We start from the raw sequence: 12,894 nt of genomic DNA on the forward strand, positions 1-12,894 counted from the left end.
GCTTTATGGCCACATTAGACAAAGACTTATTAGCGATTCAGGAAATGAGAGATGCCGTTAAACATGCTAATACAGCACAGGCTGCCTATATGCAATTTTCTCAGCAACAAGTAGACAACATTGTAAAGGCTGTCGCGGATGCTGCCTTTAAGGAAGCAGAGCGTTTAGCAAAAATGGCTGTGCAAGAAACAGGAATGGGTATTCCTAACCATAAAAAGATGAAAAATGAAGTTGCTTCACGAGATGTCTATGAAGATATTAAAGAATTAAAAACAGTTGGTATTGTGGGCTATGATCGGATGAAAAAAGTAGCTGAAATTGCAAGTCCTTTCGGTGTCATTGCTGGTATCGTACCAACAACAAATCCAACCTCTACAGCGATCTTTAAGACACTTATTTCTTTAAAAACGAGAAATGGGTTAGTGCTTAGTCCACACCCATATGCAGTGAAATGTACAAAAGAGGCTTTGGATATTTGTCGAGTAGCTGCTGAAAAAGCAGGTGCGCCAGAAGGATTACTACAATGTTTAACAATGTCCTCCATGGAGGCAACACAGCAGCTAATGAAGCACCCAAACATTCATTTAATTTTAGCTACGGGTGGTGGTGCATTGGTAAAGGCGGCCTATAGCTCTGGCAAACCTGCCTATGGGGTTGGGCCAGGAAATGTACCAGCTTACATTGAAAAATCGGCTAATATTCAAAAATCTGTACGTCAATTGGTGCAAAGTAAATCATTCGATAATGGCACAATCTGTGCAACAGAGCAAGCCATTATTGTGGATAAGGTGATTGCAGAGCAAGTGCAAACAGAATTAAAGAAAAATGGTGCCTATCTATTAAATGCCGAAGAAAAAGCTAAAATGGAAAAATTGATCTCGCCAGTTCCTGGGAAAGTTAATCCCCAGATTGTTGGTAAATCAGCTACTTGCCTAGCAGATTCTGTTGGTATTACAGTACCAGACGATACAAAAGTTCTTGTGGGCTTAGAAACAATGATTGGTAAAAATATTCCGTTTTCTCTTGAAAAACTATCACCAATCTTTGCGCTTTATATTGTGGAAAACAGTACAGAAGCCAAGCAGGTGATGATTGACCTACTAAATATTGGAGGACGCGGACATACATGCTCAATTCACACTGAAAATGCAGCATTAGCAGAGCAATTTTCTGTTGAATTACCAGTATCACGGATTGTGGTTAATACATTATCCTCAATTGGTGCAGTAGGTGGCACAACGGGCTTAGCGCCATCCTTTACATTAGGCTGTGGGACATTTGGCGGCAATATTACGTCAGACAACATTACAGCAAGACATTTATTAAATATCAAACGTATGGCGTATGGCATTAAAGATGTCGAAGTGCCAAAACCGGAATTCGAAGTACAGTCCGTTGTTGAGTCGGTAGTTTCACAAGAGCCTGCTCTAGATACAACAATGGTTCAGCAAATTGTCGATCAAGTATTAAAACAAATCACATTACAAAATAAATAAATTATTTGGAGGAATGACAAATGAGTACAGCATTAGGAATGGTAGAAACAAAAGGTTTAGTAGGAGCAATTGAAGCAGCAGACGCAATGGTAAAGGCAGCAAGCGTTAATTTAGTAGGAAAAGTTCATGTTGGTGGCGGGATCGTAACAGTTCTTGTACGTGGTGATGTAGGTGCAGTAAAAGCAGCAACAGATGCAGGGGCAGCAGCAGCACAACGTATAGGAGAGCTATTATCTGTCCATGTAATTCCACGTCCACACCACGAATTAGAAATGATTCTACCAAAAGCAGAAGCATAATTTCATATTCTTTGGATAGAAAATTCCCAACGCTATAGATGGAAAAATAACTACCATTTATAGAGGAGAGCTGGATCTAACTTTAGAACAGCTCTCAACTTGTTCTGATAATATCAATCCATAAAATAAAGAGGTGGCTAACATGACAACAGCAATAAAAACTTTTCCAGTGGCCATTTCGGCTCGTCATATCCATCTAAGTGAAGCGGATTTACAAGCACTTTTTGGCCCAAATGCGACTCTAACGAAAGATTTTGACTTATCACAGCCAGGGCAATTTGCTGCAAAAGAGCGCGTCTCTATTGAGGGACCTAAAGGCGTTATTCATAATGTCCGTGTCCTTGGACCTGTAAGACCAGCAACCCAAGTAGAGGTAAGCCGCACTGATGCCATGAAGCTAGGAGTGACACCACCTTTACGCCAATCAGGTGATATAGACAATTCTGCGGGCATTAAAATACTTTCTCAAGACAAAGAAATAGAGATCCAGCAGGGAGTCATCATTGCGCAAGCGCATATTCATATGACTGAGGAAGATGCCAAAGCATTGGAAGTACGCAATAATGAAATAGTTTCAGTGGAAGTTGTAAGTGATCGACCTGTCACTTTCCGAGGTGTCGTTGTACGTGTTTCCAATGATTTTAGTCTGGAAATGCACATTGATACAGATGAAGCAAATGCTGGTTTTATCGAACAGCAGGCACAGGGTAAATTAATAAAAGTATCATCGTAAGGAGGAGGCAAGATGCAAGAAAATTTAGTGCAAAAAATTGTGGAAGAAGTTCTGCAACAGGTCTTAAAAAATCAATCTTCCCCTCCACATGACGGTAAAATTCCGATTGGTGTTTCTGCCCGCCATGTCCATCTTGCACAAGCAGAAGTGGAACAGCTCTTTGGTGAAAATTATCAGCTCACACCGAAATTCGAGCTTTCACAGCCAGGGCAATTTGCTGCGGAGGAAACTGTAGTAATTGCAGGTCCAAAAGGGTCAATTGAGCGAGTGCGTATTCTTGGTCCCGCTCGTTCCTTATCCCAAGTGGAAGTAAGCTGGACAGATGCTATGAAATTAGGTCTGAAGCCACCATTAAGAATTTCTGGTGATATTCAAGGTTCCAGTCCTGTTACATTAATTGGTCCAAAGGGAAGTGTTGTGTTAAATGAAGGCCTCATTATTGCACAGGCACATATTCATATGTCCCCAGCGGATAGTGCGAGATTCCAAGTCGCAGATGGGCAATCTGTCCAAATTAAGGTAGAAGGTATTCGCCCAATTATTTTATCGAATGTGGTTATCCGTGTTTCAGAGCGCTATCGCTTAGAAATGCATATTGATACAGATGAAGCAAATGCAGGGTTAATTCAACAAGGAACGCTAGCAGAAATCGTGCATCATCAAGTAAGTGAACCTATGATCACTGTGAAAGAGCAGTCGCCAGTCGTACAGAAAGTAGAGCAACCGTCCGTCTATCATTATGACAAAAAGCTACTTTCACAAATAGAAGTGCTCGATATCGATGCACAAGAAATTGTCGTTCCAAAGAAAACCATTGTGACAGCATTGGCTTATGATAAGCTGCGAGAGTTAAATAAAACATTAACGATTCGTTCAGAGTAATTAGACAATGTGTGTCGCATAAAGAGGGTGAAGTTCATGCAAATGGGAAGAGTGATAGGCAGTGTATGGGCAACACGCAAGGAAGAGGGACTGAATGGTTTAAAGCTACTAATCATTCAACCTATTGATTCCAATCAACAGCCGATTCGCACAGAAATGGTTGCAGCTGATCGTATAGGAGCGGGTATTGGTGATGATGTCCTGATTACAAGTGGTGGGTCATCTCGCTATATCATGAAAGATAATCCGTTACCGATTGATGCAGTTGTCATTGGTATTATTGATTCTACGGAAGTAATGAGAGGTGAGGACAATGAGTAGCGCAATTGGAATGATCGAAACAAAAGGATTAGTAGGCTCTTATGAAGCTGCTGATGCGATGATTAAAGCGTCAGACGTCACAATCGTCAAACAAGAGTTTGTGGATGGTGGCATCGTGACGATTGTCGTGAAGGGTGACGTAGGTTCTGTACAAGCCGCAGTAGAGGCTGGAAAAGCAGCAGCTATGCGTGTTGGTGAATTATTAGGCGCTCACGTCATTCCGAGACCTGATGAAGATGTCTTTAAAATGATTAAAGGACCAGAGGCACCAAAGAAAAGGGCTGTCTCTGCACCAGCAGCAACGCGTGCTAAAAAAACAACAGAAACAACAGCAGCGACAGATAATCGAGGTGAGGCATAATGGCATTTCGTAAAAATAAAATCGCTGTTATTGGAGCAGGCCACACTGGTTCCACACTGAGTTTATTTTTAGCACAGAAAGAATTAGGCGATGTAGTGCTTGTTGATATTCCAGAGGCCGAGAACCCGACAAAAGGGAAAGCTTTGGATTTGCTACAAACAGGCCCCATCGAAAAATTCAATGTGTCCATTAAAGGCACGAGTCAATATGAAGATATCGCTGGTGCGGATATTGTTGTCATTACAGCAGGTATTCCACGTAAACCAGGGATGAGTCGTGATGACTTAGTCACAACAAATGCTAAAATCATTCAACAGGTTTCAAGACAAATTAAACACTATGCTCCAAATAGTATTGTTGTTGTGTTGAGTAATCCTGTTGATGCCATGACGTATGTGTGTCATAAGGAAACAGGCTTTGCCAAAAATCGTATCATTGGTCAATCTGGTGTATTAGATACAGCTCGCTTCAACACGTTTGTGGCGCAGGAGCTTCACATCGCCCCAGAGGATGTATCAGGCTTCGTCCTAGGAGGACATGGCGATGAAATGGTACCATTAATCCGTTATTCCTATGCAGGCGGCATTCCATTAGAGAAACTAATTCCTCAGGAACGACTACAGCAAATCGTGGAGCGTACGCGTAAAGGCGGCGGTGAAATTGTCGGCTTACTAGGTAATGGTAGTGCCTACTATGCACCAGCAGCAGCGTGTGCCCAAATGGTTGAAATTATTATCAAAGATCAACGAAAAATTATCCCTTCTATTGCCCTATTAGAAGGAGAATATGGGTACCACGATCTCTTTTTAGGGGTACCAACTATTTTAGGTGGCAATGGCATCGAATCTGTCATTGAATTGCACCTAACAAATGAAGAACAAACAGCCCTTCAGCACTCTGCAGAGGCTGTGAAACAGGTAATTGCTATTTGCCAAAACATTGAATAGAGTAAACAGACTCTATTTTTCAATGGATCGAAAGGATCCCCAACTTTCTTTCCAATAAAGCTTCATGATAGCTCAAAAAATGTTTGATTGGAAACCGAACATGACTTGAAGGCTAGTATAAATCCCCAATTATCATAGAAAGCTCTCCTCTAATTATGGGAGCAGAAACTGTAGCAGACTTTAAAGTTTGCTGCAGTTTTTTTCATTCACAACTTATATCATAAAAATCATTATCGCTTCTACTATAATGAAATTAGGAGGGATGTGGATGAACAACATTGTACAGGAGATGATTGATTGGATTGAGCGTCACCTATCAGAAGGATTTTCATTGGAGCAATTAGGAAAGGATATGGGTTATTCTCCTTATTACTGTTCTTTTAAATTCCATCAGGCGACAGGGATGACGATTAAAAAATATCGATCACTACGTAAAATCTATCTTTCTACTACTGCATTAAAAGATCCCCAAAAGAAAATAATCGACATCGCCTTTCACTACGGCTTTTCATCGCAGGAATCCTTTTCTAGAGCTTTTAAAAGGTACTTTGGTATAAGTCCGAATGATTACAGAAAGTCCCCTCAACCTTTACAAACCTTTGTAAAGTTGAGATTACAGGAGGATGGTTGACGATGGATATTTCTCAGAAATTAAAAATTGAAGTATTACAAGAGAAGATTAATGCGCAATACGATCAGAAGCTATTGAATGTATTAAATGGTCAAATGATGTATGAGGAGTTCGCAAAACAACAATTAATGGGCAACAGTGATTACGTTCCTTTCAATGAAGCGATGTGTGCGAATCCAACGATTAGTCCGATTTTCAGTGAAGAATTTAATAAACTGCGCGCTATAGGGCATGAGGTGTCTTTACAACAATATGAGCAGGTGACATTGAATCCGTTAAAGCCATTGTTAACAAATGACTATGAATGTATTGTTTTATGGTTTGGAGATGATATGTTTTGTCAGATGAATTTATTGACAGTCCTCGCTTTCCTAGAGCAACAAAGCTATCAAGGCAAAGTCTATTATTATATGGTCAAGGAAATGACCTATGAAGTGGAAGAAACTGAGATAGAACTTGGACCATATGGGGAGGTCTATCAGGAGGTATTGATGCACCATCGTCTACCCAAGACAACGCTTATACCTGTTATGTATCAGGGCATTCAATTATTTTTCAGCTATTTAAATGAAGAGAATGAGATCACTACGTATATAAAAAAACACCTCCATCTATCTCAAAATGACCTGTTAAAGCAATTATTTTCTCTATTTCCACACTATGGATTGGGGGATAGACAATATATTAAAATAATAGAGAAGATAAAAAAGGAATATTCTGAATAATTACCCTGGAAAGTCCGCAATATACAAAATTTTCGAAAATATGATAAAATAATAACGTGAAAAGGAGGATGAATGCATGACTGTTCAACAATTTACAGACTATGTGAAGAAAATGCAGCATTATGAGGAAGCGCTCAATGTGATTTATTGGGATATGCGGACGGGTGCACCGAAAAAGGGGTTAGCACAACGTTCTGAGGTAATTGGTACATTATCAGCCTCCTTATTTGATATGCAGACGAGTGAAGAACTAGGAGAGCTTTTAGCAGCATTAGAGGCACAAAAAGCAGATCTTGACTATGTAACACTGCGTCTTGTAGAAGAAGTAAGAAAGAATTACGATCAAAATAAAAAAATTCCTGCGAATGAATACAAAGAATTTGTCATTCTTCAATCGAAGGCAGAAACGGCTTGGGAAGAAGCGAAGGCAACGAATAATTTTGCTCTATTCCTACCATACCTAGAAGAAATCATTCAATGGCAGAAAAAATTCATTCAATATTGGGGCATTAAAAATGGATCTCCATACAATACATTACTAGATTTATATGAGCCAGATATGACAACAGATGTCGTAGATCAAGTGTTTGGTGAATTACGAGAGTCTATTGTGACGCTTGTTCAAAAAATTGCTCATTCATCGAATAAGCCTGATACTAGCATGCTATTTAAGCATTTCCCGCGAGAGGCACAGCGTGAATTATCGTTAGAATTGCTTACTCAGCTCGGCTATGACTTTGATGCTGGTCGCTTGGATGAAAGTGTCCATCCATTTATGATCGGCTTAAATTATGGTGACGCGCGTATTACCACTAAATATGATGAAAATGATTTCCGTTCAGCTATTTTTGGCACGATTCATGAGTGCGGTCACGCCATGTATGAGCAAAACATTGATGAAAAACTTGCAGGTTTGCCATTAGCTACTGGTACATCGATGGGGATTCATGAATCACAATCATTATTTTATGAAAACTTTGTCGGCAGAAATGAAAAGTTCTGGGAGCATAACTACGAGCGTCTTCAACACTTCTCACCAGCTCAATTTGGCGATGTTGCATTAGACGAATTTTTACGTGCCATTAATATGGTCGAACCATCTTTCATTCGTATCGAAGCGGACGAGCTAACGTATCCACTACATATTATGATTCGCTATGAAATTGAACGTGACTTGTTCAATGGGGATTTACAGGCGAAGGATCTCCCACAGGTATGGAATGATAAATATGAGGAATATTTAGGTATTCGTCCTGAGACAGATGCACAGGGAGTATTACAAGACATGCACTGGTCAGGTGGCATGTTTGGTTACTTCCCATCCTATGCATTAGGAATGATTTATGCCGCGCAATGGAAGCATGCGATGGACAAGGATATTCCAAACTTTGATGAGCTACTAGAAAAGGGAGAGCTACTGCCTATTCGAGAGTGGCTAACTGATAAAGTTCATCAATATGGAGCATTGAAAAAGCCATTTGAATTGCTGAAAGAAGCGACAGGGGAAGGCTTAAATGCGAAGTACCTAGCAGACTATTTACAAGAAAAATATACAAAGCTATATCAGCTATAGAAAAACAAGCGATTTCTCTAAAATGAGAAATCGCTTGTTGCTTTGAAAATATTCTTACCAAAGCTTAAAGCCTTTGAGCCTGATGGTGAATTTGAAATAATTTCGAAGATTGGAATGGTGTAAGCTAATATAAATAAGGCTACTAAAATTACAAGTCAAGATTTAAAGTAAGCTACATTTCATGTTACATCAATATTTTTTATATAATGTTCAACATTATAAAGAGTCATTTTTAAATTGAACTATTGTGTTAAACAATCTGGCCAGATTGTTGAGTAAATATTTACTTATGTATGATGAACCGTATATAGTTTTTACTTTTTTGACCAATTAAAAATTTAGGGGTGATTAGTGGTGACACTTAAATGGTTGTGGATATTGGTTATTGCATTTTGCGTACTAGAATGGATTTCAATCCCATTTATAAGTGCATTTACAGGAAAATTGTATCAAGTAGTTGATGGTGTATTAATAATTACATTTATTATTTATCCATTATTTTTCTTGACTACTCTTTTATTATTACAAAAGGGGAATAAAAAAATTGGTGCAGTAATTTTGCTTATTCCACTAATTGTGTATGCCCCCGTGTTAATAAGTCTTCAAACGTTGGTTAAATAATGAATTACTAATTGAGTTAACGTAGTGCTTTGTACAACAAGAGTTTCAAAAATTATCGAACTTTAAAAAATTTAATCTATCCCATTAAATAAGAGCAAGCTTTGAACAATCATTTTTTCAAAATTTGCTCTTTAGTTTTGTTCTCATACCAAGGTTGATATCGTTAATTTAATCAAACTTTATTACAAATCAAATCTACATCAAGAAGCATTTGGGTATTTACGTTAGAATACGATTAAGTTTGTGAAGTAATGGACTTAAACTCGCAGGGTAGTTTAATACAAAAATTTCATGATATTATAAGAAATATATCAGCAAATTGAGACTAGGGATGATTAAATTTGCTGAAGGATTATTAGGTTTAGACTTAATGAAAACATGGGTGAATATCTGTTGTGAGTGGGAAAATCTAGTTGAATGATGTTTAAAATTCTTAATTGAAGGAACTCTTATTAATTGTTCTTTAGTCTAGTATCACATTAATTTTCTATTTGAATTTTATTAGAATTAATCTATAAATTGGTAAATTCAGGTATACTACAAGATATGCATTGGTCAGGCGGCATGTTTGGCTATTTCCCATCCTATGCTTTAGGGATGATTTATGCCGCACAGTGGAAGCATGCAATGGACAAGGATATTCCTAATTTTGATGAGCTATTAGAAAAGGGAGAGCTACTACCTATTCGTGAGTGGTTAACTGATAAAGTTCATCAATATGGTGCGCTGAAAAAGCCATTCGAGCTATTACAAGAAGCGACAGGGGAAGGCTTAAATGCGAAGTACCTAGCAGATTATTTACAAGAAAAATATACGAAACTCTATCAATTATAAAGTGAAAAAAGCGATTTCTCGTTACAGAGAAATCGCTTTTTTATAGGAAGATGCGTTTGGATGCTTACCACAATTGATAGCCTTTAGAGCCGGCTGGTGAGTTTGAAATAATATCGATAATTGGTACTGTGTAAGCGAATAAAATTAAGGCTACTAAAATAACAAGCCATATTTTAAAGTTTTCTAAAATAGCTGGTGTCGGACCGCTAAGCTCATGTACATCACCTACTGGGAATTCCTCTTCGCCTTTAGGTGCGAACCAAGCTAATTTCACGACGATATAAATGATCACTAGGATGGCGATAAAGAGGATTGTTCCACCCACAGCTTGCGCGATTTGATAAGGAATCCAATCGTAAGCCTGCTGAGCGCCACCATATTCTGAGTAATCTGAGCGACGAGGTGCGCCAAACAGACCAGCAATATGCATTGCTGAAGACATAATCGTCATACCAGTACCCCATAAGATACCAGCGAAATTACTAAGATTATTTAAAGACTTCGAAAGTGTACGACCTGTTAAATGTGGAATTAACCAGAATGCCGCACCGAAGTAAGTTAAAACAACAGCTGTTGCAATCGTTAAATGGAAATGCCCTGTAACCCAAATGGTATTATGAATTAATTGATTCATTTGATAAGAGGCATTGACAATACCGCCTGCACCCCCTGGAATAAATGACACCATACCGATAAATGGTACGAAGAAACGAGCATCCTTCCAAGGTAATTTTTTAAACCAACCAAATAGTCCTTTGCCACCTAATTCACGTCCACGTAACTCGAACATGGCAAACATCGAGAAGGCTGTCATTAGAGAAGGCACGATTACAGCAAATGTTAAAACAACTTGAATGAACTTCCATGTACCATCAATACCAGGCTCTGTTAACTGATGGTGAATCCCAACAGGAATAGAGAAGAGTAAGAACAGCATAAACGAAAGTCTTGCTAAAGAATCGGAGAAAATTTTTCCGCCAATTACTTTTGGAATAATCACGTACCAAACCATATAGGCAGGTAATAACCAGAAGTATACGAGTGCATGGCCAAAATACCAGAAAAGTGTACGTGATAATGCCACATCGACACGTTCAATTAAACCTAAGGACCATGGTAATAATTGAATTAAAACAGAGGCTGCCACACCAAGCGTTGCCACGAACCACATTAAATTATTAACAACTACCATAAATGATAGTAACGGGCTACGTTGTCCACTCGCTTTATTTTCTTTGCGCCACTGGACATAACGTAAAATTTGACCTGCGCCGCCAACCCAAGAACCAACAACGACTAATGTAAGACCTAAATAGAAAATCCAATGTGCCTTTAATGGTGCATAGAAGGTATAAAGAACAGTTGCTTTATTCAATAACACCATCGTTGCGGCAGCAGCTGTCCCGATAGTCATTAACCAGAAACCAATCCAGCCAAGTCTTCTCTGAGTATCAGTGAATGTACCAGATGTTCGACTTACACTTGCAATTTGGAAGCCGTAAATAAAGAATGTAGTTAATATAAGACCGAGTAATACACCATGAACTGTTAATACTTGATAATAACCAATGCCTGCTGGTAAAGTAAATTGACCAGAACGTACAAAAACCTGTAATAAACCTGCAAGACCACCTAATAACAATGCGATAAATGCCACGTAAATATGTGCCATTGCTAGCTTTGCATCTCGACGATCCACTTTTGTCATTGAATTAGTGTGACTCATTTGAATCCACCACCTTTAGCATAGAGTGCATCATCGTATGTCCAGTACCACAATACTCATTACATACGATTAAAAACTCGCCAACCTTATTGACTTCTGTCACATATTCCGAAATATAGCCAGGCTCAAGCATCATATTGATATTCGTACCTGCAACCTCAAAACCATGCATAACATCCTCGCTTGTTGCGATAAATTTCACTTTTGCACCAAGTGGAACCTCAATTTGTGGAGGATTATAATTGAATGCAGAAGCAACTACCACCACTTCGTAATCCCAATCCTTACCTTCTACCTTATGGACACCTGGATTATCAAAAGGTGCTGTCTCTTTCACTTTCTCGTAATCTAGTGTTTTTTTACCATTGTTTGGATGAGAGCCTTGATGAAATGCTCCGATACCGAGAATGATCAGGAATGCCACTAAAGTGGTAACTCCAAAAACAAGCCAGTATTTCTCATACTTATGTATGTGCATATGTTTCTGTCCCTTCTTCGTAGATTAAAACCGTCCAATGAACAAATCGAAGCAGTACACCCAAAGTAAAATGATGATAATACCTACTCCAAAAACTGCATAGAGTGAACCTTTTAAATTTTCATCTGACTTCTTTTTGTTTGCCATTTTTGCTCCTCCTACGCTTTTTATTGTTGTGTTTCTTACTGTCATCATATAAAAATCCCCTACATTTTGATGTGAAAAAAATCACACTTCTAGGGGAATTATGTGAAAAAAGTGTGAAGAATTTAAGAGAGAAAAAAAACAAGCCATCTCAAAAGTCATTGAGATGGCTTGTTTAATGATTATAATTAACTTTTTTTAATAAAAATAATAGATTTTAAGGAAGGAGAACTGTCCTTCTTATTTCTTTTGGGCAAACGGCAAGTCTTACAAATAAATGCTGAATGTCTTGCATACAATGTCTTATTTGGAACAGACTTAAAACCTATTATGCTCTATTCCGCTTCTTCTTCAATTGTTAATAGAACTGTTAGGGCACCGACGCTTGGGACCGAAACTGGGAGTGCAAAGGCCTTTTCAAAGCCATATAATTTTGTATTGCCCACCATCACCGTTGGCGGAGTGATATCAATTTCTAAGCTTTCTTGTCCAACAGCTGTACATAAATTTCCTGCAATCATGTTACCAAATTCCCCTGTAAAGGATTCTAGCATTTCTCCTTCAAGCGGCATACCGAACATGGTACTACCGATCCCGCTGAACACTTCGGGAGAGGAGTCAATGATGACGCGTCCCTTTAAATCTCCGATTAAGCCAATTAATACGCCCATTTGTTGTTGTTGAAAGGGTTCAGAAATAATACTAGGCGACTTTACTTCTATATCCATAGGAAGAATGGTTTTTAAAGCGTGAATTGTCCCGTTTAAAATAGTTTGAAAGTACTTCGAATTACTCATCATTACCGCATCCTTTTTCCGACTTTTCTACATCTTACCATGTAAAAAGGGTAAGATGAAAGTATGTCTTGACGAATTCACGTGAAATTTATAATATATTAATGAGAATGATTTTCAAATTCAATGTAAACGTCTGAAAACTTAACGAAAAATAACGAAGAAGGAGCGGTTCGCAATGACATTCGTATTGATTGGAGCAGCTGTCGTGATCTATATTGGAGTTGGAAAATACGTCATGAACCAGGCAACTGCACATTTGAAATAAGAGCTAAACAAAAGAGTATGAAGCTGCTGTGCTTCATACTCTTTTTCATGATGTTAAGAAA

General features: G+C 38.5%; 14 protein-coding genes and 1 pseudogene. 11 read left to right on the forward strand and 4 right to left on the reverse strand.

The features are described 5' to 3' along the window. The first annotated feature begins 5 nt into the window (after nucleotides 1-5). The 11 genes and pseudogenes from PSR12_RS07785 (at nucleotide 6) to PSR12_RS07835 (ending at nucleotide 9,423) form a co-directional block, all read left to right on the forward strand. Nucleotides 6-1,496 carry an aldehyde dehydrogenase family protein gene (locus tag PSR12_RS07785; protein ID WP_274772465.1) on the forward strand — a complete coding sequence of 497 codons (1,491 nt, stop codon included), beginning with the start codon at nucleotides 6-8 and terminating at the stop codon, nucleotides 1,494-1,496. A gap of 20 nt (nucleotides 1,497-1,516) precedes the next feature. Then, entirely contained in the window at nucleotides 1,517-1,795 is a 279-nt protein-coding gene (locus PSR12_RS07790) for a BMC domain-containing protein (protein ID WP_274772468.1), read from the forward strand. Between the two features lie 142 nt (nucleotides 1,796-1,937). Then, nucleotides 1,938-2,528 (forward strand): phosphate propanoyltransferase, encoded by a 591-nt coding sequence (locus PSR12_RS07795; RefSeq protein WP_016991932.1) that lies wholly within the window; start codon nucleotides 1,938-1,940, stop codon nucleotides 2,526-2,528. A gap of 12 nt (nucleotides 2,529-2,540) precedes the next feature. Then, nucleotides 2,541-3,410, forward strand: a complete 870-nt coding sequence (locus PSR12_RS07800) for a phosphate propanoyltransferase (RefSeq protein ID WP_274772470.1) — start codon at nucleotides 2,541-2,543, stop codon at nucleotides 3,408-3,410. A gap of 36 nt (nucleotides 3,411-3,446) precedes the next feature. Further along, nucleotides 3,447-3,731 (forward strand): EutN/CcmL family microcompartment protein, encoded by a 285-nt coding sequence (locus tag PSR12_RS07805; protein ID WP_004269324.1) that lies wholly within the window; start codon nucleotides 3,447-3,449, stop codon nucleotides 3,729-3,731. After that, entirely contained in the window at nucleotides 3,724-4,092 is a 369-nt protein-coding gene (locus PSR12_RS07810; RefSeq protein WP_274772473.1) for a BMC domain-containing protein, read from the forward strand. Before PSR12_RS07805 ends, PSR12_RS07810 begins: the two co-directional genes overlap by 8 nt. Beyond that, complete coding sequence (gene mdh / locus PSR12_RS07815; RefSeq protein WP_016991928.1) at nucleotides 4,092-5,039, forward strand: malate dehydrogenase; 948 nt, start codon at nucleotides 4,092-4,094, stop codon at nucleotides 5,037-5,039. The genes PSR12_RS07810 and mdh overlap by 1 nt, the downstream gene beginning before the upstream one ends. A gap of 268 nt (nucleotides 5,040-5,307) precedes the next feature. After that, a pseudogene (locus PSR12_RS07820) lies at nucleotides 5,308-6,395 on the forward strand (helix-turn-helix domain-containing protein). A 76-nt stretch (nucleotides 6,396-6,471) separates the two neighbouring features. Then, nucleotides 6,472-7,968 carry a carboxypeptidase M32 gene (locus PSR12_RS07825; protein ID WP_274772475.1) on the forward strand — a complete coding sequence of 499 codons (1,497 nt, stop codon included), beginning with the start codon at nucleotides 6,472-6,474 and terminating at the stop codon, nucleotides 7,966-7,968. Nucleotides 7,969-8,322: 354 nt separating this feature from the next. Continuing rightward, nucleotides 8,323-8,589: a hypothetical protein gene (locus PSR12_RS07830; RefSeq protein ID WP_054550783.1), complete on the forward strand. Its 267-nt coding sequence runs from the start codon at nucleotides 8,323-8,325 to the stop codon at nucleotides 8,587-8,589. A gap of 495 nt (nucleotides 8,590-9,084) precedes the next feature. After that, entirely contained in the window at nucleotides 9,085-9,423 is a 339-nt protein-coding gene (locus PSR12_RS07835) for a hypothetical protein (RefSeq protein WP_446720656.1), read from the forward strand. A gap of 64 nt (nucleotides 9,424-9,487) precedes the next feature. On the opposite strand, the gene PSR12_RS07840 is transcribed toward PSR12_RS07835, so the two are convergent. The 4 genes from PSR12_RS07840 to PSR12_RS07855 form a co-directional block, all read right to left on the reverse strand. Continuing rightward, nucleotides 9,488-11,149 (reverse strand): b(o/a)3-type cytochrome-c oxidase subunit 1, encoded by a 1,662-nt coding sequence (locus PSR12_RS07840; protein WP_274772478.1) that lies wholly within the window; start codon nucleotides 11,147-11,149, stop codon nucleotides 9,488-9,490. Beyond that, the gene (locus tag PSR12_RS07845) at nucleotides 11,136-11,627 is read right to left on the reverse strand and encodes a cupredoxin domain-containing protein (protein ID WP_004269330.1); all 492 of its coding nucleotides are present in this window, start codon (nucleotides 11,625-11,627) and stop codon (nucleotides 11,136-11,138) included. The genes PSR12_RS07840 and PSR12_RS07845 overlap by 14 nt, the downstream gene beginning before the upstream one ends. 24 nt (nucleotides 11,628-11,651) lie before the next feature. Continuing rightward, nucleotides 11,652-11,774 carry a hypothetical protein gene (locus PSR12_RS07850; protein WP_009370491.1) on the reverse strand — a complete coding sequence of 41 codons (123 nt, stop codon included), beginning with the start codon at nucleotides 11,772-11,774 and terminating at the stop codon, nucleotides 11,652-11,654. Nucleotides 11,775-12,106: 332 nt separating this feature from the next. Beyond that, nucleotides 12,107-12,568 carry a chemotaxis protein CheX gene (locus PSR12_RS07855; RefSeq protein ID WP_004269332.1) on the reverse strand — a complete coding sequence of 154 codons (462 nt, stop codon included), beginning with the start codon at nucleotides 12,566-12,568 and terminating at the stop codon, nucleotides 12,107-12,109. Nucleotides 12,569-12,894: the final 326 nt, after the last annotated feature.

The organism is Lysinibacillus sp. G01H (assembly GCF_028872195.1).
GTDB lineage: Bacteria > Bacillota > Bacilli > Bacillales_A > Planococcaceae > Lysinibacillus > Lysinibacillus capsici.